We start from the raw sequence: 20,913 nt of genomic DNA, 5'->3' as shown, positions 1-20,913 counted from the left end.
ACTGCGTAGCGATCTGTCGCGCCCACCGACCCCGAGGGCCTTCCTTCACCCTCTCGCTCGGGGTGTCAGTCAAACCCGCAGCTCAGGACCCCCTACCCAGCCTGCAGCGCCAGCGTCGGCGACAGCTTCGCCGCGCGGACCGCCGGGTAGAGGCCCGCCACCGTGCCGATGGCCAGGGTTGCTGCGAAGCCGCCTGTGACGGCCCAGAGGGGGACCACCCAGGGGAGGTCGCCGGCTCGGGCGTACACCGCCGTGGCCGCGCCGCCCAGGGCGATGCCTGCCAGGCCGCCCAGGCCCGACAGGAGCAGGGACTCCGTGACGAACTGGATGCGGATCTGGCCCTTGGTGGCGCCCAGGGAGCGGCGCAGGCCGATCTCGTGGCGGCGTTCCAGGACCGAGATGATCATGGTGTTGGCCACCCCGACCCCGCCCACCAGCAGGGCGATGCCGCCCAGGCCGAGGAGGAGGGTGCTGAAGGCGCCCTCGGTGGCGGCCTTCGCCTGGAGGGCCGCCGACGGGTCCGTGACCGAGACCGTGCTCGGGCTCTCGGGGTTGGCCGTCTTGGCGATGAGGTCCCGGACCTCCCGGACGCGGTCGTCGGCGGAGCGCTCGTAGACGGACGTGGGATGGCCGTCGAAGCCCAGGAGGCTCTGCGCGGCGTCCCAGCCGATCAGCGCCGAGCGTTCGATCTCCGGCGCCAGCGGGATGGGCTCCAGGACGCCGATGACGGTGAAGTACTGCCCGCCGATGAAGACCTGCCCGCCCGGCCCCGTGATGCCCAGGCGCTCGGCGGTGACGTGCCCGAGGACCACGGACGGGTAGCGGCCGGTCGCGTCGTTGAGCCAGCTCCCGCTGTGCATCCGGGCCCTCAGCGTCTTGAGCAGCTCGTCCTTCGCCGCCTTGAGGGCGATGCCGTTCGTCTCCTCCTTCGGGATGTTCTCGCTGCGGCGGACGGACTCCATCACCTCGCCCGTCGTGCCGACCGATTCGACCCCGTCGATCCGGGCGATCATGCCGGGGGCGTCCTTCGGCAGCTTGGTGTCCTGTCCGGAGAACATCGACGGGGCTGGTGTCGCGACCATCATGTTCGTGCCGAGCTTGTCGAGTTCCTGGAGCAGCTTGGCCTGGCTCGACGAGGAGATGCCGACGACCGCGATCATCGTCGCGATGCCGATGGCGATCCCGAGCGCGGACAGGAAGACGCGCATGGGCCGCGAGCGCAGCCCCGCCGATCCGACGTGGAACACGTCGCGGGGGCCCAGCCGGGGCGGTGACAGCTTGCGCGCCTTCTTGCCGGCAGCGCGTGACTTCGTACGGGAACCGGAACCCACTACGCACCCACCCCCAGCGCGTCCGTGTCCGTGTCCACGTTCCACACGTCCGCCACGATCTCGCCGTCGCGGATGCGGACCTGCCGGGGCAGGCTCGCCGCGATCTCGTTGTCGTGGGTGATCACGGCGATGGTGGCCCCGTCCTGGTTGAGCTCGTGCAGCAGTTCCATCACCGACTCGCCGGACGCCGTGTCCAGGGCGCCCGTTGGCTCGTCGGCGAGCAGCAGGTCCGGTTCGCCCGCCACCGCGCGGGCGATCGCCACGCGCTGCTTCTGTCCGCCGGACAGTTCGTGCGGCCGGTGGTCCATGCGGTCGCCGAGGCCGACGCGCTCCAGGGCGCGTTCCGCCCGCCGTCCGCGTTCGGCGCGGGACAGGCCGGAGTACAGCAGTCCCTCGGCGACGTTGGCCCGGGCGCTGATGCCGGGGACCAGGTGGAAGGACTGGAAGACGAAGCCGACGTGGCGGGAGCGCAGGGCGGAGAGGGACCGGTCGGAGAGGCTCGCGATGTCGTACCCGGCGATGGCGACGCGGCCGGCGGTCGGCCGGTCCAGCGTCCCCACGATGTGCAGGAGCGTGGACTTCCCCGATCCCGACGGTCCTACGATGGCGAGGAGTTCGCCGTTCAGGACGGTGAGGTCGACTCCGCGCAGGGCCGCGACCCCGCCGGGGTACTCCTTGGTGACCCCGGTCAGTTCGACGACGGCGTGGGCGTGTTCGTTCATGACGCGGGGACTCCCACGAGCATGCCTTCCTTGAGGGCGTCCCCCTTCACCTCCACCCGGCCCTGGCCGAACATGCCGAGCTCGACCCTGACCTCGCGGACCGTGCCGTCCTCGACGACCTGGACTCCGAAGCCGCCTTCGGCGAGGGCGAGGAGCGAGTTGACCGGTACGGAGAGCACCGCCTTGCGGACCTCGCCCGTCAGGCTCACCGAGACCGGGGACCGGTCGGGGCCCGTGGCCTCGGCGGGGTTGTCGAGGGCGATCTCGACGTCGACCTTCGGCTTCTTGTCCCCGCCACCGCCACCGCCGCCGCCGCCACCACCCCCTCCCCCCGAGGACGGGTCGTCGCCGTTGGCGGTGGCGCCGACCGAGCTGATCTTGCCCTTGGCGGTGCTGCCCCCGCCGGGCAGGCTCACGGTCACCGGGTCGCCGGTCTTGACCTTGCCCGCCTTGGCCACGTCCAGCTGCACGCGGACCATCCGCTCGGTGCCGGTCAGGGTCATGACGGGCTTGCCGGCGGCGGCCTCGTCGCCGACGGCCATGTCGTTCTTCTGGATCCGCTGGGGTCCGGAGGCGAAGGCGATGTCGTCCTTGCCGACCTCGCCCGTCTCCTTCACCTTGTGGGACTTCTGCCAGCGCTTGACGGCGGTGGCCGTCCCGGCGGTGAAGGTGCCGTCCGAGGTGTCCAGGCCGGTGCCGAAGCCGAGGGCCTGGAGGTTCTGCTTGAGCTGTTTGACGTCCTCGCCCTTGTCCCCGGACTTCAGGGACCGGTACACGGGCGTGGCGCCGTACATCAGGCGCACCGGCTTGCCGTTGACCTCGTAGAGCTTGCCGTCGCGCACGACGGAGGATCCGGCGGGTGCCACCCAGGTCAGGGTCGCGGAGCCGGAGCCCGCCCCGCCCGCACCCACCATGTTGAGCTTGCGTTCCTTCGCGAAGCCGAGCGTCCCGTCGACCTTGAACCCGGAGCTCAGGTCTCCGCGCGTGACCGGCGACGTGGCCCCCGGCAGCCCGTCCGTGCGGCCCTGCTTCGAGCCACCGCTGCTCCCGCCGCCGCCGCTCCCGCCGCTCCCACGACTCCCACCACTCCCGCCGTCCGTCCCGGCCTGGGCGACGACCGCGTACCCGCCGCCCGTGACGGCGAGCACGACGGCCAGCGAGCCCAGGAGCCACCTCCCGCGCTTCCTCACTGGTCGGCGCTGCACTTGTTCAGCTGGGCCATGAAGGCGTCCTTGTCGGCCCCCTCGGGTATGGACATCCCGGTCCGCGCGTTGCCGTTGAACTCCGGGTCCGGCATGTCGAAGCCGTTGTCCCGCATGCACTTGGCCTGCTTCAGGGCCTTGTCCTTCTCCGCCTGCGAGACCTCGCCGCCGGAGCCGGGACCCTTCATCCCGCACTTGTCCATGGCCTTCTTCAGGACCTCCTGGTCCGTGCCCGCGCCGAGCGTCATGCCGCGCGGGTCCTCGCCGGGCTTCGGGTCCGGCATGTCGACGCCGTTCTCGCGCAGGCACTTGCGCATCTTGAGGGCGTTGTCGGCGTCCGCACCGCCACCGCCACCGCTGCCGCCCGTACCGCTGGAGTTCGAGGAGTCGTTCTTCTCGTCCTTCTTTCCGTCCGAGCCGCCGGCGCCGCCCGTGCACGCGGTGACGAAGAGGGTGAGGCCGGTGAGGAGCGCGGCCGTGGTCATGGTCATGGTCGTGGATCGCTTCATGGGCCCGAGACTGCGCGAACAGCGGCTTTCGCTTCTCTAACGGCTCGTGCTTACAACGGCGAAATGCCCCTCTCCGGTAAAGAGGACGCCATGCGAGTTCTGGTGGTGGAGGACGAGGAGTTCCTGCGGGAGATGATTGCCGAGGGGCTGCGCGGCGACGCGCTGGCCGTCGACGAGGCGAGCGACGGCCTGGAGGCCCTGAGCCGGCTGCGCCGGGGCGCGTACGACGTCCTGATCCTCGACCGAGACCTGCCCGGCCTGCACGGCGACGAGGTCTGCCGCCAGGTGGTGCGCGAGCGGCTGCTGACCCGCGTGCTGATGCTGACGGCCTCCGGGACCGTACGCGACCGGGTGGAGGGCCTCGGCCTCGGCGCCGACGACTACCTCACCAAGCCCTTCGCCTACGACGAGCTGCTCGCCCGCGTCCTGGCGCTGGGGCGGCGCGCCCAGCCGGCCCTGCCGCCGGTGCTGGAGCGGGCCGGGGTGGCCGTGGACGTCGCGCGGCGCACCGCGACCCGCGAGGGGCGCAGGCTGGCGCTGTCCCGCAAGGAGTTCGCCGTGCTGGAGTCGCTGCTGCGCGCCGAGGGCGCGGTCCTCAGCAGCGACGACCTGATCGAGCAGGTGTGGGAGGAGGACACCTCGTACAGCACCAACGCGGTACGGGTGACCCTGAGCAAGCTGCGGGCCAAGCTGGGGGAGCCGCCGCTGATCGAGACGGTCCCCGGCGCCGGATACCGGATCGGTGATCCACGATGAGAGCAGTGCTCCACTCCGAGCGCGCCCGTCTCACCGTCCTCTACGGCTCGCTGCTGCTCCTCGCGGGCGGCGGCCTCATCGCACTGATCAACATCCTGCTCCGCAACGGTCTCTACAGCCGCATCAGCGGCGCCGTCATGACCACCAGGCCCGGTTATACCGCCCAGCTGCCCAACGTGGTCCCGGGCCAGCGGACCCCCGTACCCGCCGAGAGGTTCGATGCGGGCACTGGCCTCATCCCGGGCCCCGGCACCGGCCCCACGATCAGGCCCAGTGCCGAGCAGCTCAAACAATGGCAGGCCACCCAGAACCTGACCACCGCCGTCGAACAGGCCACCCTCCACGAGCTCCTGATCGTCTCCCTCCTCGCCCTCGCCGTCTTCGCCGTCCTGTCCATCTGGCTGGCCTGGTGGATGGCCGGCCGCGTCCTGCGCCCCGTCGGCGTGATCACCGAGACGGCCCGGCGCCTGTCCGGTGCGAACCTCCACGAGCGGATCGGCCTCCGGGCCCCGCCCGGCGAACTCAAACGGCTGGCGGACACCTTCGACGGGATGCTCGACCGGATGGAGGACCTGGTCGGGGCACAGCGCCGGTTCGCCGCGAACGCCGCCCACGAGCTGCGCACCCCGCTCGCCGTCCAGCGGGCGGCCGCCGAGATCGGGCTGGCGGGGGAGCCGCCGCCGGAGAAGGTGGCCCGGATCCGGTCGAAGCTCATCGAGGTCGCGGACTCCAGTCAGCACCTCGTCGAGTCGCTGCTCCTGCTCGCCGTCTCGGAGGAGGGCCTCGAGGCGACGGAGCCCGTGGACCTGGCGGAGCTCGCGGGGGCGGAGCTGGCGGGCATCGAGGCGACGGCCCCTCAGGACCTGGCGGTCGTACGGGATCTCGCGCCGCTGACCGTCGCGGGCGACCGGACGCTGCTCGGGCACCTCGTACGGAACCTGCTGGCCAATGCCGTACGTCACAACCGCGCGGGCGGCCGCCTGGAGGTGGCGACTTCCCGGGAGGGGGTGCTGACGGTCTCCAACACCGGTCCGGTGATCGAGCCGGGGGACGTGCCGCGGCTGCTGGAGCCCTTCCGGCGGCGGGCGGAGCGGCAGCATACGGCGGGCGAGGGCGCCGGGTTGGGGCTCTCGATCGTCGCGTCGATCGCGCGGGCGCACGGCGCGGCACTGACGGCGCGGGCCAACCCGGCGCCCGGCGGCGGGCTGACGGTCCGGGTCTGGTTCCCGGCCGAGTCGCCGGCGCCCCCGGCGGCGCGACCCGCCGATGAAACGCCGGGAGCTTGACCGGTCAACAAAAATGAAGATCGGCTGTGTACGGTCGGGTCAATGAGCAAGCACGCCCGAGCCGGCTCCCGCGCGTCCCGTCCGTCCCGCACACCCGGGGCGTCCCGCCCGACCCCGCGCTCCCGCGCCGGAGGTGCGCGGCGCGCCGGCGGTGTCCCGCGCGGTTCCCGCGCTTCCCGGGGGTCCCGCGGCTCGCGCCCGCTCGCCTTCGCGGCCGCCCTGGGACTGCTCGGCTTCGGCGCGGGCTGGGCGTACCTCGCCCAGGACCCGCCGGCCAACGCCGCGGCCCTGGCCGCCTCCGACGCCCGGCCCCCGGCCGAGGAGCGGGCCGGGCGGGCCGCCGAGCGCGACCCCTTCCAGGGCCTGCCCGAGGTCAGCGAGCAGACCCGGGCGAAGATCCCCGCGGACGCCCGCCAGCTGATCCTGGTCACCGGCAAGGCCAAGGGTTCGTCGGAGTCCACCGCGGCCCTGTACACCCGCCCGGCGACCGGCGCCGACTGGCTGAAGAGCGACAGCTGGCCCGCGCGCAACGGAGCCAAGGGCTGGTCCACGGAGCGTACGTACGGGGACCTGACCTCCCCCGAGGGCGTGTTCGCGCTGACCGACGCGGGCGGGCTGCTGGCGAAGCCGGCGGGCACCAAGTTCCCGTACGACCAGGACGGCTCCTTCGTGGCGACGGGCCGCGGGGTCAACGGCGAGTCGCTGCGCGGCTCCTTCGACTACGTCGTCGCCATCGACTTCAACCGCAAGACCGGGGTGAGTCCCCTCGACCCGACGAAGCCGGAGGGCGAGGAGAAGGGCGGCAACATCTGGCTCCACGTGGACCACGACGGCCCCTCGCAGGGCTGCGTGGGCATCCCGAAGGCCGCGATGCAGAAGGTCCTGGCGACCCTCGACCCGGCGGCGAAGCCGGTCATCGTGATGGGGCCGCGGGGCTTCTGAGGTCCGCCTTCCCGAGGTCCGCCTCCCCGCCCGCCGGGTTCCCGGCCAGCAGCGCGATGTACGCGAGATCGAAGACGGCGCACAGCAGCCCCAGCCCGAGGATGAACGGCGCGTCCTCCATGACCCCGAAGAGGAAGGTCGGCGCGAGCGTGCCGAGCCATTTGGCGACCGCGATGACGAGGGACTGTCCGAGCGGGCCGCGCCGGCTCGCGTAGAGGGCGATGAACAGCCCGGACATCAGCAGGTTCTGCAGGAACGCCGAGTACCGGCTCGCGTCGTGCGCGCCGAAGTGGGCGAGGAAGAGCCACTGCACGGCGAAGGCGCTCGCGAAGACGAGCACGCTCCAGAAGGCGAACAGCGGCCGGGTCACGAAGCGGGGCAGCTCGGCCCGCCCGTAGCGCAGGTATGTGTACACGATGACGATGTCGGCGACGGCCCACACCACGTTGACGACGCCCTGGGCCGAAAGGCCGGTACGGAACTCGTTGACGGCGTAGGTCGATTCCCACGCGAAGTTCAGCGCGAGCGCCGCGACCGGCATCGCGTACGTCCGGTCCCGCAGCCCCACCCGGATCGCCTCGACGTACACGAGGGTCCACGCCACTCCGCTGACCAGGGTCAGAAACAGTTCCACGCGCGGCACCCTAGCGGTCGGCCCCGCGTACGGACATCCCTTCGTGCGCCGCTTTCCGCGGCTCCGCCGTCAGGCCCTGACGCCGCTGGCCCACGGGTCCCGGCGGAAACAGGCCAGGGCTAGAATCCACACACTCGAATCCGCGTTCCAGGGGGGCCGGCTCCTGCGGGCCTATGCGAACGCGGCTGTTCCACACACATCCGGGGGGATCTGTGACCCTTTCCGTTCCGCGCGCCGTCCGCGGCGCGCTCCTCGCCGCCGCCACGGCGCTCGCCACCACCGCAGGCCTGCTGGGCGGCGCCTCGGCCGCGCAGGCGGCCAGCGGTTACGACCGCTGCCCCTGGGGCGAGGTCTGCGTGTTCAGCGGGCCCGTCGGCACCGGCGACATGAAGATCGTCAAGAGCAGCCTGGCCCGCCTCGGCACCTGGGACAACCGCATCAGCTCGCTCACCAACTACAGCGACCACACGGTGTGCGTCAGCCCCGAGCCCGACTACGGCTGGGAGGCCGCCACGCACTACTACAGCGGTCATGTGTCCTTCGACGAGAGCACGCGCCCGGACCTGGACAACGCCGTCAGCTCGATCGAGCTCCTGCCGGACGCCGAGGACTGCGGCAGCTTCGCCACCCACCCGTGGTGGTGGTGGAACGAGGAGCCGCAGACGCGTCCCGCGCCCACGGCCGCCGAGACGGCCTTCGGCGACCTCGACGGCGACGGCCGCACCGACCTGCTGGGCCGCAACCGGTACGGCGCGCTGTGGACCGTGAACGCGGCGGAGGACAACAAGACCCACCGCCTCGGCACCGGCTGGAACGGGATGACCCAGCTGCTGCGCCACGGCGACTACAACACGGACGCCAGGGAAGACGTCTTCGCCCGGGACAAGGACGGCGCCCTGTGGTTCTACCCGGGCACCGGCTCGGCCCTCGGTACGCGCGTCGGCCTCGGTGGCGGCTGGAACGCGATGCGGGACCTCGCCGCGGCAGGCGACCTCACCGGTGACGGCAAGCGGGACCTGCTCGCCCGCGACACCGCCGGTGTGCTGTGGCTGTACCCCGGCAACGGCAAGGGCGGTTTCGGCACGCGCAAGAACCTCGGCGGCGGCTGGGGCGTGATGAACGAGCTCGTCGGCGCCGGCGACCTGAACTCCGACCGAGTCTCCGACCTCGTGGCCCGTGACACGTCCGGGCGGCTCTGGTTCTACCCGGGCAACGGCCGCGGCGGCTTCGGTGCGCGCAGCCTGATCGGCACCGGCGGGTGGAACGGCTTCAAGGAGCTGGCGGGCATCGGCGACTACAACGGCGACGGGCGACCCGACCTCCTCACGCACTCGCACAGCGACAACTACCTGCGCCTGTACCCCGGGACGGGCGCGAAGGACGGCCACCTCGGCGCCGCGAAGGTCATCGGCAGCGCCTCGGACGCGCACCTCGTGTTCTGACCATCCGGCCATCCGGCCATCCGGTTCGCACCACCCCCATTCAGACGTCGGACTTCGCACTTCAGTTCAGAACGGACTGCCTTCCTCATGACCCGACCCGGTTCCGGATCCCGTCCCCCGCGCCGTCCCCTGCGCCGCATCCTCGGCGCGGCGATCGCCACGGCCGCCTCGGTGGCCGCCCTGGTCACCGCCGCGCCCACCGCCGCCGCGGCCGAGAACTACGAGCGCTGCCCGGCGGGCAAGTTCTGCGTCTTCGCCGGCGACTACTACACGGGCGAGATGAAGACCTTCTCGTCCCCCCAGGCCTCGCTCGGCACCTGGAACAACAAGATCTCCTCGCTGGTCAACAACAGCGGCCTGTACGCGGCCGTGTACCCGGACGCGAACTTCGCGGGCGACTACCTCTACGTGACCCCGTACAACGGCCCCAACGACCTCAACGGCTCGATCATGGGCCGGTTCGACAACGCGATCAGCTCCATCCGGATCGCCACCACCGCCTACGAGGCCACCCAGGGCGTCCCGTACATGGACTGGGCTCCCTGGCCCGACCAGCCGCGGCCCGCGCCGGTTCCGGCCGTCGCGAACTTCGCCGACCTCAACAACGACCGCATCGCCGACCTGCTGGAGCGTGCCGACGACGGCCGCCTGTGGTTCCTGCCCGGCAAGAGGGACGCCCAGGGGCGTACGCAGGGCAAGTTCCTCGGCGGCGGCTGGAACGCCATGACCCAGCTCGTCCGCCACGGCGACTACAACTCGGACGGCAAGGAGGACGTCTACGCCCGTGACACGGCCGGCGCCCTGTGGTTCTACCCGGGCCTCGGCACCGGCGCCCTCGGTACGCGGCTGGGCCTGGGCGCCGGCTGGAACGCCATGCGCGAGATCAGCGCGGCCGGCGACCTGACCGGTGACGGGCGCGGCGACCTGCTCGCCCGCGACAAGGCCGGCGTGCTGTGGATGTACCCGGGCAACGGCAAGGGCTCGTTCGCCGCGCGCAAGAACCTGGGCGCCGGCTGGGGCGTCATGAACCAGCTCGTCTCGCCGGGCGACCTGTCCGGCGACGGCCGGGCCGACCTCGTGGCCCGGGACGGCTCGCGACGACTGTGGCTCTACCCGGGCAACGGCGCGGGCGGTTTCGGCGCGCGCAAGCAGCTGCCGTACGCCTGGCCGTTGGACGCCCCGATCGTGGCCACCGGCGACTCCACCGCCGATGGCATCAGCGATCTGATGCGACCCATCGACTGGCATCAGGCCTTCGTGTACCCGGGCACCGGGACCGGCAGCCTGCGCGGCCCGGAGGGCAACATGGGCTGGGACACGGCCGACCGGGTTCGCGTCTTCTGACCCGGGGGACCGCGTCCCCGAGCATCGAGACCCCGCGCCTCCGGGCGCGGGGTCTCGTGCGTGTCGGGGCCCGGTCCACGGCCGGCCCGCCGCACAAGATCGCCCGCTCGGCTTCGACGGCCACCGGACGCCACCGGGCCGTCGTCTTCGCACCGACCCCTTGCCTGACGACCCGTCAGCTACGACGATGGCCCGGCACCGGTATGACGAATCGGCAGTCGAGGACGAGGCGGGTACGGCCCATGGCGCGCGTGTTTCCGGAAGGTCGGCTGGTCTACGGGATGCAGCTCCCGATCCAGTCGCAGAGCACCATCTACGCCGAGCCCTGGGAGGCCACGGCCGGCGCGGCCGATCTCGCCGCGGTGGCCAGGGCGGCCGACCGGTCCGGCTTCGGCTACGTCGCCACCTGCGACCACGTGGCCATCCCGCGGCACATGGCCGGCCCCATGAGCACCATCTGGTACGACCCGGTGGCCACCCTCTCCTTCCTGGCCGGGATCACCGAGAACGTCCGGCTGCTGAGCCACGTGGCGATCCTGGGCCTGCGCCACCCGCTGCTCAGCGCCAAGCAGTACGCCACCGTCGACCACCTCTCCGGCGGCCGGCTGATCCTCGGCGTCGGCGCCGGGCACGTGAAGGAGGAGTTCGAGGTGCTCGGCGTGGACTTCGCGCGCCGCGGGGCCGTCCTCGACGAGACGCTCGACGCGCTGCGCGCCGCGCTGGGCCCCGAGGAGTACCCGGAGTTCGAGGGCGAACTGTTCTCCTTCAAGGACCTCGGGCAGCTTCCCCGCCCCGTCCAGCCCCGGATCCCCGTCTGGGTCGGCGGTTCCTCGCCCGCCGCCGTCCGCCGGGCAGCCGTGCGCGGCGACGGCTGGCTGCCGCAGGGCGACCCGCTCGACAAGCTCCCGGCACAGATCGCCCGGATCAAGGAACTCCGCGCCGAGGCCGGGGTCACCGGACCCGTGGAGTTCGGCGCGATCACCGCCCCGCTGTACGTCGGCGAGCCCGGCTGGGACACCGGCCGGCGGACCCTCACCGGCAAGGCGGAGGCGCTCGCCGAGTCGCTGCGCGCGTACAAGGCGATCGGCATCGACCAGATCCAGGTCCGCTTCCGCAACCGCGACCGGGCCGAACTCATCGACCAGATCACGGCTTTCGGGTCCGAAGTGGGACCCCTCCTCAACGACTAACGACTTAGGGGTAGGCATGGGCAAGCCAGGCAAGCTGGACGGCCGCGTCGTCATCATCACGGGCGCCGCGCGCGGCCAGGGAGAGCAGGAGGCCCGGCTCTTCGCCTCGGAGGGCGCCAAGGTGCTCCTGGGCGACGTACTGGACGAGCAGGGCGCGGCGGTCGCGAAGGAGATCGGCGAGGACCGGGCCCGGTACGTACGGATGGACGTGAGCCGGGAGGAGGACTGGGCGGCCGCCATCGCGGCGGCGAAGGAGGCCTTCGGCCCGGTCGACGGCCTGGTCAACAACGCGGGCATCCTGCGCTTCAACGAGCTGACCGCGACCCCGCTGGAGGAGTTCCAGCAGGTGGTGCAGGTCAACCAGGTCGGTGCCTTCCTCGGCATCAAGTCGGTGGCCCCGGAGATCGAGGCGGCCGGCGGCGGCACGATCGTCAACACCTCCTCGTACACAGGCCTGACGGGCATGGCGTACGTGGGCACGTACGCGGCGACCAAGGCGGCGATCCTCGGCCTGACCCGGGTGGCCGCGCTGGAGCTCGCCGCGAAGAACATCCGGGTCAACGCGATGTGCCCGGGGGCGGTGGACACGGCGATGGCCACCCCCGGGAACACGAATCCGGCGGACCTGCCCCAGGAGGCCCGGGACGCCATGGCGGAGCTCTACAAGCGCGTCGTGCCGATGGGCCGGGTGGGGCAGCCCGAGGAGATAGCCAAACTGGCCCTGTTCCTGACCAGCGAGGACTCCTCGTACATCACCGGCCAGCCGTTCGTCATCGACGGCGGCTGGATGGCGGGCGTCAGCATCGTCTAGCGGCCGTCGAGTGCCCCCGTGGCTCTATCTGATGGAGCGTCAGGTATTGACGCTCCCGCCCTCGCGGTGGAACAGTCGTGACATCGAATCTGACGCAACGTCAGAAACAGAAGGACGGTGAATCCCCTTGGAATTCGGGCTCTTTGTGCAGGGATACGTGCCTGAGGCACGGTCCAAGGTCGACCCCGAGGCAGAGCACAAGGCGCTGATCGAGGAGACCGAGTACGTCATCCAGGCGGACAAGTCCGGGTTCAAGTACGCCTGGGCCTCCGAGCACCACTTCCTGGAGGAGTACTCGCACCTTTCGGCGAACGAGGTGTTCCTCGGGTACCTCGCCCACGCCACCGAGCGCATCCACCTCGGCTCCGGCATCTTCAACCCGCTCGCCCCGGTCAACCACCCGGTCAAGGTGGCCGAGAAGGTCGCCATGCTCGACCACCTCTCCAAGGGGCGCTTCGAGTTCGGCACCGGCCGCGGCGCCGGCAGCCACGAGATCCTCGGCTTCCTTCCCGGCATCGAGGACATGAACGGCACCAAGGAGATCTGGGAAGAGACCATCGCCGAGTTCCCCAAGATGTTCCTCCAGGAGGAGTACGAGGGGTTCCAGGGAAAGCACTGGTCGCTCCCGCCGCGCAAGATCTTCCCCAAGCCGTACGGTAAGGCCCACCCGGCCATGTGGTACGCCGCCGGCTCGCCCTCCTCGTACGCGATGGCCGCCAAGAAGGGCCTCGGAGTCCTCGGCTTCAGCGTCCAGAAGGTCTCCGACATGGCCTGGGTGCTGGAGCAGTACAAGACCGCGATCCAGGAGGCGAAGGCCATCGGCGCCTTCGTCAACGACAACGTCATGGTCACCTCGACCGCGATCTGCGCCGAGACCCACGACAAGGCCGTCGAGATCGCCGTCAACGCCAACATGAACCGCTTCCAGTCGCTGGTCTTCCGCTACCACGACACCTTCCCGCGCCCCGAGATGATCCCCGAGTGGCCCGAGATCCTCCCCGAGTACAACGCGGAGATCATCGAGCTGCTGATCGCCGAGGAACTGCTCATCTGCGGCGACCCCTCCGAGGTCCGCGCGCAGTGCAAGCGCTGGGAGGAGGCCGGCGCCGACCAGCTCTCCTTCGGCCTGCCGACCGGCGTCTCGCCCGAGGACACGATGACCACCATCAAGCTCATCGGCGAGCACGTCATCCCGCACATCGACACCGACCCGGTGCACCGCACCACGCGCTTCCGCGAGGCCGTCTGACCCGGCGGGGGAACTCGGGGCGGTGTCTTCCCGGACCGCCGCCCCGCAACCGGCCCCGGCCGGAGCCATGCCGAGGCCGCGGCCGGCCCGGCGGACTCCGGCCGGGGCCCTGGCCTGCGGCGCTGCACGTGCGGCGCCGTCGCCGGGGACCAGCCCCCGGACCCCCGCGCCTCAAACGCCGGCGGGGGCCGGATGTGCCTCCGGCGGCGCCTCAAACGCCGGCGAGGCTGGATTTGGCCGGCGTCGGCCTGCACGTGCGTGCAGTGCATCGTGCGAGCCGGCAGGGCGATCCAAGCCTCGCGAGGGCGCGCAGGCACTGGGCGTACGAAGGCCGGACGCCGGCCAAAATCCAGCCCCTCCGGCGTTTGAGGAGCGGGGTCTGGGGCGGAGCCCCAGGGCACGCGCGCAACGCGAGAACCGGCAGAGAGGACGTCATGCTCGACCATCTGATCAAGGGCGCCACCGTCGTGGACGGCACCGGCGCACCCGCCCGCGTGGCCGACGTAGGGATACGCGACGGCCGGATCGCCGTCATCGCCGAGCCAGGCACGGTCACCGAAGAGGCCAGGAGCACCGAGGACGCGACCGGCCTCGTCCTGACCCCCGGGTTCATCGACCCCCACACGCACTACGACGCCCAGCTGTTCTGGGACCCGTACGCGACCCCCTCCATGAACCACGGAGTGACCACCGTCGCGGGCGGCAACTGCGGATTCACCCTGGCACCCCTCAACCCCGCCCGCCCCGAGGACGCCGACTACACCCGCCGCATGATGAGCAAGGTCGAGGGCATGGCCCTGGCCGCACTCGAGGAGGGCGTCGACTGGACCTGGTCCACCTTCGGCGAGTACCTCGACGCGCTCGACGGCCGCATCGCCGTCAACGCCGGTTTCATGGTCGGCCACTGCGCGCTGCGCCGGCACGTCATGGGCGAGGACGCCGTCGGCGGCCAGCCCACCGAAGAGCAGATGCAGGCGATGCTCGACCTGTTCCACGACGCCATGAACGCCGGCGCCTGGGGCCTGTCGACCACCCAGTCCTCCACGCACTCCGACGGCTCCGGCGCCCCCGTCGCCTCCCGGCACGCCAAGCCCGAGGAGCTCCTCGCGCTGTCCCGGGCGGTCTCCGAGCACGAGGGCACCCAGCTCGAAGCGATCGTCGCGGGCTGCCTCGACCAGTTCGCCGACGAGGAGATCGACCTCTTCGTCGAGATGAGCGCGGCCGCCGGACGGCCCCTGAACTGGAACGTGCTCACCATCGACGCCTCCGTCCCCGAGCGCGTGCCGCGCCAGCTGATCCCCAGCGAGCGAGCCCGCAAGGCCGGCGGCCGGATCGTCGCGCTGACGATGCCGATCCTGACCCCCATGAACATGTCGCTGGGCACCTTCTGCGCCCTCAACCTCATCCCCGGCTGGGGCGAGGTCCTGGCCCTGCCCGTCCCCGAGCGCATCGCGAAGCTGCGCGACGCGCAGGTGCGCGCCGAGATGCTGCGCCGCGCGGCCAGCAAGGAGGCCGGGGTGTTCCGGCGCCTGGCCAACTTCGGCCGCTACGTCATCGGCGACACCTACAGCGAGGCCAACGAGGGCCTGTCCGGGCGCGTCGTCAACGACATCGCGGCCGAGCGCGGCCAGGACGCCTTCCAGTGCCTGGTGGAGATCTGCGCCAACGACGACCTGCGTACGGTGCTCTGGCCCATGCCGACCGACAACGACCCGGCGAGCTGGGCGCTGCGCGCCGAGACCTGGCAGCACGAGGACGTCATGCTCGGCGGCTCCGACGCCGGCGCCCACCTGGACCGCATGTGCGGAGCCCCGTACACGACGCGCTTCCTCGGGGACTGCCTGCGCGGCCGCAAGCTGGTGCCGCTGGAGCAGGCGGTACGGATGCTCACCGACGACCCGGCCCAGCTGTTCGGGCTGCGCGAGCGCGGCCGGATCACCGAGGGGTTCCACGCGGACCTGGTGCTCTTCGACCCGGAGCGCATCGAGGCGGGGCCTGCGACGCTCGTGCACGACCTGCCGGGGGACAGCCCGCGGCTGGACGCGCGGGCGATCGGCATGGTGTCCGTACGCGTCAACGGCGTGGAGACCATCCGCGACGACGAGGTCACGGGGGCGATCCCGGGGATCGTGCTCCGTTCGGGCCGGGACACGAGGACGGTGAGCACGCGATGAGCTCCGAAGCCCCCCAGAAGCTCTACATCGGCGGCGAGTGGGTCGAGCCGGCCCGCGGTCATTACGAGGTGGTCGACCCGGCCGACGAATCCGTCGTCGGCCTGGCCCCCGAGGCCTCGCGCGGCCAGGTCGAGGACGCGGCGCGCGCCGCGGCAGCGGCCTTCGAGGGCTGGTCCCGGACGAAACCGGAGGAGCGCGCCGCGATCCTGGACCGGGCCGCGGACATCATCCAGCGGGAGTACGAGCCCTGGGCGGCGCTCGCCCGGGCCGAGACGGGCGCCCCCACCGGGATCGCGCGCGGCATGCAGGTCGGGGTGGGCGTGGCCCGCTTCCGCCGGTACGCGAAGGGCGCGCTGGAACCGGTCGAGCGCGGGCTGCCGCCGCAGGTCACCGAGGCGGGCCCGATGGGTGCGGCGAGCATCCTCGGCGCCCTGGAGGTGCGCCAGCCGGTCGGGGTCGTCACCTGCATCACCTCGTACAACAACCCGTGGGCCAATCCGGCGGGCAAGGTGGCCCCGGCGCTGGCCATGGGTAACACGGTCGTCGTGAAGCCGGCTCCGCAGGACCCGCTGTCGGTGTTCCGGATGGCCGAGGCCCTGCACGAGGCCGGGGTCCCGGCGGGCGTGGTGAACGTGGTCTCCGGCACCTCGGTGGAGGTCGGCGAGGCGGCCGTGGACTCCCCGGACGTGGACATGGTGTCCTTCACCGGTTCCACGGGCGTCGGGCAGCGCATCGCCGAGGTCTGCGGCCGCACGATGAAGCGGCAGCTGATGGAGCTGGGCGGCAAGGGTGCGGCGATCGTCCTCGCGGACGCCGACCTGGACGCGGCGGTGATGGGGATCGGCACCACCTTCTCCTTCTACTCCGGGCAGATCTGCACGGCTCCGACCCGGGTGATCGTCCACCGGTCGGTGTACGAGCAGCTGGTGGAGAAGCTGCAGGGCTACCTGGCCTTCATGAAGGTCGGCGACCCGTCGGTGCGCGGCACCGTGGTGGGCCCGGTCATCTCGGCGGCGCACCGGGACCGCGTGGAGTCGTACATCGAGCTGGGCAGGAAGGAGGGCGCCCGGATCGCCTTCGGCGGCGAGCGGCCGGTGGTGGGCGAGGGTGCTGCGGCGGGCAAGGGCTTCTACGTGGCCCCGACCCTCCTCGTCGACTGCACGAACGACATGCGCGTGGTCCGAGAGGAGATCTTCGGGCCGGTCGTGGTCGTGGTCCCCTTCGACGGGGACGAGGACGAGGCAGTGGCGCTGGCCAACGACAGCGACTTCGGCCTGATCAGCTACGTGTGGTCCGCGGACGCGGCGCGCGCCTTCCGCGTGGCGCGGCGGCTGCGGGCGGGCGGCGTCGGCGTGAACACCATCGGGCGGAACATGGAGGCGCCGTTCGGCGGCTTCAAGCGCTCGGGGGTCGGCCGGGACGTGGGCTCGTACGCACTGCACGCCTACAGCGAGATGCAGTCGATCGTCTGGGGTTGACGCAAAACTCCGGGCTTGACCAAATATTGACCTGGAAAGTTTGAAACCGGTCAAAACGGACAGTGCTGCGGTTTCCGCATAGTGAAATCAAAGGTCCAGGCCTGCCGAAACGATGATCGGCAGGCCTGTGAACCTTGTATTACATCCTCGTGAAGACTCTCGGCCTCGAGATTCCAAGGACTTTGGGCGCGTGGCGGACTGGACTTTGGTCCTCCAGATGTGGAAAACGCAGCGTCTAACGTCCTGACGTATGACACAGCTGGACGCCCGGCCCCCGGTCGGAGACACGGTAAGCGGAGCCACCCCCCGGGGTGGCTCCGATGGTGATGTGCGCGGCAAGGGCCTCGGCAAGGGCTCCGTCGGCCTCGTGGGAAGCGCCGTCATCGGCATCTCCACCGTCGCCCCCGTCTACTGCCTGACCTCGACCCTCGGCTCCACCGCAGGTGAGGTCGGCGTGCAGATGCCGGCCGTCTTCCTGGCCGGCTTCCTGCCGATGCTGCTGGTCGCCTTCGCGTACCGCGAGCTCAACAAGGCCATGCCGGACTGCGGCACCTCCTTCACCTGGACCGTGAAGGCCTTCGGGCCTCGGATCGGCTGGATGTGCGGCTGGGGCCTGGTGATCGCCACGATCATCGTGCTCTCCAACCTGGCCGGCGTGGCCACCTCCTACTTCTGGCTGCTGGCCGGCGAGATCACGAACAACCCGGCGATCGCCGCCCTGGACGACAACAAGCTCGTCCACATCAGCACCTGTCTCACCCTGATCGCCGTCGCGACCGCCATCAGCTACCGCGGCATGACGGCCACCAAGGGCGTCCAGTACGCGCTGGTCGGCCTTCAGCTCGCCGTCCTCGCCATCTTCGTGGCGATGGCCTTCCAGAAGGCCTCCGCGGGCACCTTCGACACCGGCCTGGACTTCTCCTGGTCCTGGATGAACCCCTTCGCGGTCGAGTCCATGGCGGCCTTCACCGCCGGCCTCTCGCTCTCGATCTTCATGTACTGGGGCTGGGACGCCTGCCTGGCCACCAACGAGGAGACCACCGGCTCCGCGAAGACCCCCGGCCGCGCCTCGCTCATCGCGATGGTCGTCCTGGTGGGCTCGTACCTGGCCACCGGCATCGCCGCCCAGATGGCCGTCGGCTCCGGCACCGTCGGCTTCGGCCTCGGCAACCCGGAGACCTCCGGCAACGTCTTTGCCGCCCTCGCCGGCCCCGTGATGGGCCCGATGCTCGGCATCCTGCTCTTCGTCGCCGTCCTCGCCTCCGCGACGGCCTCCCTGCAGACCACCTTCATCCCGGTGGCCCGCACGGTCCTGGCCATGTCCACGTACGAGGCGCTGCCGCCCTCCTACGCCAAGGTCCACCCGAAGTTCAAGACCCCCGGCCGCGCCACGATCATGGCGGGCGTCGCGACCGGCCTCTTCTACACGGTCATGACCCTGGTCAGCGAGAACGTCCTGACCGACACGATCTTCGCGCTCGGCCTGATGATCTGCTTCTACTACTCGCTGACGGCCTTCGCCTGCGTCTGGTACTTCCGCAAGGACCTGCGCAACTCCGCCCGCGACCTGTTCTTCAAGGGCGTCTTCCCGATCCTGGGCGGCGTGCTGCTGGCCTCGGTCTTCTTCAAGACCCTGTACGACGCCTGGGACCCGTCCTACGGCTCCGGCTCCACGCTCCCCGGCCTCGACGTCGGCAACGTCTTCGTCATCGGCGTCGGCCTGCTGGCCCTCGGCCTGGTCGTCATGTTCGTCACCGAACGCCGCAGCCCGGCCTTCTTCCGCGGCGAGGTCCTGACGAAGTCCACCCCGTCCCTGGTCGTCCAGGACTGACCCCGGGGGCCTGACGCCCCCACCCCCGCTGTGTCATGCACGCCCGCGGCCCCGGATCGATCCTCCGATCCGGGGCCGCGGGCGTTGTCAGCCGTAGGTCAGCCGAGGGTGTACTGCTCGTCGCCGAACTCGGCGACGATCTTCAGTTTGCCGCCGAGCGCACGGACGTAGGCGGCAAGGGTCTCGACCTCGCTGCGCTCCAGCTCGCCGTTCTCGATCCGGGAGACGCGTGCCTGCGTGACCCCCATGGCTTCCGCGACCTGGACCTGGGTGGTGTGCTGCCGCTTGCGGACTTCCGCCAGCCGGTGGGCGCGCACGACGGAGATCATCTCCGCCGCGCCACGGTCGATCTCCGCCTGCTCGGCGGGCGAGAAGCCGAACTCCTCGACGAGGTCGTCCCAGCGGGCTGCCTTGGCGCCGCGGTCGGGTGTCGGGCTCACCGGGTGTCCTCCTCCTGCTGTGTCACGTAATCCTGGTACGCCGCCTCGGCCAGTGGGATGGACGAGCGGTACCAACCATGCCAGTCGCCGGCCTTGTCTCCGCCGACCAGGAAGACCGCCCGCCTCAGCGGGTCGAAGACGAACAGGAAGCGCACCTCGGCCGATCGCTCTGGCGCAGAGTGTGCAGCCACGAGAGAGCGGGCTCCACGACGATCACTTCCCAGTCCGCGTACCTTCCCTTCAAGTATGACCTGTGCGGCATATTACGCAAGGGGCATATTTCTGGGGTGTGGGCGGATCCGGTCTCACTCCAAAGTGGGCCGGAGTGGTGACTCGGGGTGCGGCGGGGTCGTTGGGCCTGGCATGAACGCCATCAAGCGCAGCTTCGCCGCCCTCGTCCTGTCCGGGGGAGCGGCCCTCGCCCTCAGTCCCGCCGTCGCGCACGCCGCCGACGAGCCCGCCATCCAGGGGCCCCCGATCACCCAGCGCGTCGGCGAGATCGTCGACCACCCCGGGGGCGCCGTCAAGGACGCGAAGACGGCGGTGGAGATCACCGCCTCGGCCGCCGGGTCCGCCTCGAAGGCGACCGACGCCTCCCTCGGCGGAGCCGGGACCGCGCTGTCGTCCGGGCTGCCGAAGGCGCCGAAGGTGCGTGCCTGAGGGCTTGGGCGCCTGAGGTTCAGCCGTCGGTGCGGGTGACCAGGACCAGCGGGACCTCGCGGCCGGCCGTCCGCGAGGCCGCGTCCCGGTAGGCCGCGTACGAGGGCATCGCGGCCACCACCACCGGCCACAGCCGCTCCGCCTCCGACGGGGTCGCGGGGCGGGCGAGCGCCGCGAAGGTCTCGGCGCCGACCTGGAGGGTGACGGCCGGGTCGGCGCTCAGGTTCAGGTACCAGGCCGGGTGGTGCCCGGCCCCCGCGTTGGACGCCGTGAGGACGTAGGAGTCCCCGTACGGGACGTACGCCAGCGCCGTGCGCCGCAGCACCCCGGAGCGGCGCCCCCGCGTGGTCAGCAGCAGATCGCTGACCCCGGGGCGCGGTACCCCGCCGGTCTCCTCGAAGCGGCGGATGTGGTCCGCCACCCAGGGGTGGGTGCTGTTGGTTCTTTTGTTCATTCTTGTGAGTGATAGTGCATTTGGGTGAGTGTCGTTACGGTCGGGTGTGTGAACCTCAAGGAGTGGGCGAAGGCGCAGGGTGTGCATCCGCAGACCGCGTATCGCTGGTTTCGTGAGGGCAGTTTGCCGGTTCCGGCCGAGCGTGTGGGGCCACGCACGATCCTGGTGAACGTGGAGGCGAATGCCGTGCCGGAAAGGGTCGGTGGTGTCGGGTTGTATGCCCGGGTCTGCTCTCACGATCAGAAGCCGGATCTGGAGCGTCAGACTGCCAGGTTGTCGGCGTGGGCGGTGAAGGCCGGGCATCGGGTGGTGCGGATCGAATCCGAGGTCGCGTCCGGGGTGAACGGATCTCGTAGCAAAGCACGTCGTCTGTTGGCAGAACCGGACGTCACGACCGTGGTGGTGGAGCGCAAGGACCGCCTTGGCCGTATGAACGTCGAACTCGTCGAAGCGGCCCT

21 protein-coding genes are annotated in these 20,913 nt (G+C 71.1%); 13 read left to right on the top strand and 8 right to left on the bottom strand.

Going from position 1 to position 20,913, the window contains the following annotated elements; genetic code table 11:
• Positions 1-92: 92 nt before the first annotated feature.
• From MTF69_RS29690 to MTF69_RS29675, 4 genes are read right to left on the bottom strand one after another with little or no spacing between them, the layout of a single operon-like run.
• Positions 93-1,331, bottom strand: a complete 1,239-nt coding sequence (locus MTF69_RS29690; protein ID WP_374324279.1) for an ABC transporter permease — start codon at positions 1,329-1,331, stop codon at positions 93-95.
• A complete protein-coding gene (locus MTF69_RS29685) occupies positions 1,331-2,053 on the bottom strand; it encodes an ABC transporter ATP-binding protein (RefSeq protein WP_243339262.1) in 723 nt (240 codons plus the stop codon). Before MTF69_RS29685 ends, MTF69_RS29690 begins: the two co-directional genes overlap by 1 nt.
• A complete protein-coding gene (locus MTF69_RS29680) occupies positions 2,050-3,243 on the bottom strand; it encodes a peptidoglycan-binding protein (protein ID WP_243339261.1) in 1,194 nt (397 codons plus the stop codon). Before MTF69_RS29680 ends, MTF69_RS29685 begins: the two co-directional genes overlap by 4 nt.
• On the bottom strand, positions 3,240-3,764 hold the full coding sequence (locus tag MTF69_RS29675; protein WP_243339260.1) for a hypothetical protein: 525 nt from the start codon (positions 3,762-3,764) through the stop codon (positions 3,240-3,242). Before MTF69_RS29675 ends, MTF69_RS29680 begins: the two co-directional genes overlap by 4 nt.
• Positions 3,765-3,854: 90 nt before the next feature.
• Here MTF69_RS29675 and MTF69_RS29670 point away from each other — a divergent pair, with 90 nt between their 5' ends.
• From MTF69_RS29670 to MTF69_RS29660, 3 genes are read left to right on the top strand one after another with little or no spacing between them, the layout of a single operon-like run.
• On the top strand, positions 3,855-4,520 hold the full coding sequence (locus MTF69_RS29670; RefSeq protein ID WP_243339259.1) for a response regulator transcription factor: 666 nt from the start codon (positions 3,855-3,857) through the stop codon (positions 4,518-4,520).
• The gene (locus tag MTF69_RS29665) at positions 4,517-5,806 is read left to right on the top strand and encodes a HAMP domain-containing sensor histidine kinase (RefSeq protein ID WP_243339258.1); all 1,290 of its coding nucleotides are present in this window, start codon (positions 4,517-4,519) and stop codon (positions 5,804-5,806) included. Before MTF69_RS29670 ends, MTF69_RS29665 begins: the two co-directional genes overlap by 4 nt.
• A gap of 42 nt (positions 5,807-5,848) precedes the next feature.
• Positions 5,849-6,748 (top strand): hypothetical protein, encoded by a 900-nt coding sequence (locus tag MTF69_RS29660; RefSeq protein ID WP_243339257.1) that lies wholly within the window; start codon positions 5,849-5,851, stop codon positions 6,746-6,748.
• Here MTF69_RS29660 and MTF69_RS29655 read toward each other — a convergent pair.
• A complete protein-coding gene (locus MTF69_RS29655) occupies positions 6,720-7,382 on the bottom strand; it encodes a hypothetical protein (RefSeq protein WP_243339256.1) in 663 nt (220 codons plus the stop codon). The two genes, MTF69_RS29660 and MTF69_RS29655, sit on opposite strands and share 29 nt — an antisense overlap.
• Before the next feature lie 212 nt (positions 7,383-7,594).
• Here MTF69_RS29655 and MTF69_RS29650 point away from each other — a divergent pair, with 212 nt between their 5' ends.
• From MTF69_RS29650 to MTF69_RS29615, 8 genes are all read left to right on the top strand, one after another.
• Positions 7,595-8,824 (top strand): FG-GAP-like repeat-containing protein, encoded by a 1,230-nt coding sequence (locus MTF69_RS29650; protein WP_243339255.1) that lies wholly within the window; start codon positions 7,595-7,597, stop codon positions 8,822-8,824.
• Positions 8,825-8,911: 87 nt separating this feature from the next.
• Complete coding sequence (locus MTF69_RS29645; protein WP_243339254.1) at positions 8,912-10,168, top strand: FG-GAP-like repeat-containing protein; 1,257 nt, start codon at positions 8,912-8,914, stop codon at positions 10,166-10,168.
• 242 nt (positions 10,169-10,410) lie between these two features.
• Positions 10,411-11,358, top strand: a complete 948-nt coding sequence (locus tag MTF69_RS29640) for an LLM class F420-dependent oxidoreductase (RefSeq protein WP_243339253.1) — start codon at positions 10,411-10,413, stop codon at positions 11,356-11,358.
• Positions 11,359-11,374: 16 nt separating this feature from the next.
• The gene (locus tag MTF69_RS29635; RefSeq protein ID WP_243339252.1) at positions 11,375-12,169 is read left to right on the top strand and encodes an SDR family NAD(P)-dependent oxidoreductase; all 795 of its coding nucleotides are present in this window, start codon (positions 11,375-11,377) and stop codon (positions 12,167-12,169) included.
• 127 nt (positions 12,170-12,296) lie between these two features.
• Positions 12,297-13,418: an LLM class flavin-dependent oxidoreductase gene (locus tag MTF69_RS29630; RefSeq protein WP_243339251.1), complete on the top strand. Its 1,122-nt coding sequence runs from the start codon at positions 12,297-12,299 to the stop codon at positions 13,416-13,418.
• 434 nt (positions 13,419-13,852) lie between these two features.
• Positions 13,853-15,592, top strand: coding sequence for an amidohydrolase family protein (locus MTF69_RS29625; RefSeq protein WP_243339250.1), 1,740 nt, complete (start codon positions 13,853-13,855; stop codon positions 15,590-15,592).
• Complete coding sequence (locus MTF69_RS29620; protein ID WP_243339249.1) at positions 15,589-17,070, top strand: aldehyde dehydrogenase family protein; 1,482 nt, start codon at positions 15,589-15,591, stop codon at positions 17,068-17,070. The genes MTF69_RS29625 and MTF69_RS29620 overlap by 4 nt, the downstream gene beginning before the upstream one ends.
• Positions 17,071-17,320: 250 nt before the next feature.
• The gene (locus tag MTF69_RS29615; RefSeq protein ID WP_243339248.1) at positions 17,321-18,901 is read left to right on the top strand and encodes an APC family permease; all 1,581 of its coding nucleotides are present in this window, start codon (positions 17,321-17,323) and stop codon (positions 18,899-18,901) included.
• Between the two features lie 98 nt (positions 18,902-18,999).
• Here the strand turns inward: MTF69_RS29615 and MTF69_RS29610 are convergent, their stop codons facing one another.
• Both MTF69_RS29610 and MTF69_RS29605 read right to left on the bottom strand, forming a co-directional pair.
• Entirely contained in the window at positions 19,000-19,341 is a 342-nt protein-coding gene (locus MTF69_RS29610) for a helix-turn-helix domain-containing protein (protein WP_243339247.1), read from the bottom strand.
• Positions 19,338-19,532, bottom strand: a complete 195-nt coding sequence (locus MTF69_RS29605) for a type II toxin-antitoxin system RelE/ParE family toxin (RefSeq protein ID WP_243339246.1) — start codon at positions 19,530-19,532, stop codon at positions 19,338-19,340. The genes MTF69_RS29610 and MTF69_RS29605 overlap by 4 nt, the downstream gene beginning before the upstream one ends.
• A gap of 172 nt (positions 19,533-19,704) precedes the next feature.
• Between MTF69_RS29605 and MTF69_RS29600 the strand changes: the two genes are divergently transcribed.
• On the top strand, positions 19,705-20,001 hold the full coding sequence (locus MTF69_RS29600; protein WP_243339245.1) for a hypothetical protein: 297 nt from the start codon (positions 19,705-19,707) through the stop codon (positions 19,999-20,001).
• 19 nt (positions 20,002-20,020) lie between these two features.
• On the opposite strand, the gene MTF69_RS29595 is transcribed toward MTF69_RS29600, so the two are convergent.
• Positions 20,021-20,455, bottom strand: coding sequence for a nitroreductase/quinone reductase family protein (locus MTF69_RS29595; RefSeq protein ID WP_243339244.1), 435 nt, complete (start codon positions 20,453-20,455; stop codon positions 20,021-20,023).
• 48 nt (positions 20,456-20,503) lie between these two features.
• Between MTF69_RS29595 and MTF69_RS29590 the strand changes: the two genes are divergently transcribed.
• A partial coding sequence (locus tag MTF69_RS29590) for an IS607 family transposase (protein WP_243339243.1) occupies positions 20,504-20,913 on the top strand: 410 nt, incomplete at its 3' end.

It is taken from the genome of Streptomyces sp. AP-93 (genome assembly GCF_022808175.1).
GTDB lineage: Bacteria > Actinomycetota > Actinomycetes > Streptomycetales > Streptomycetaceae > Streptomyces.
This window is presented reverse-complemented; position numbering and strand designations above follow the sequence as displayed.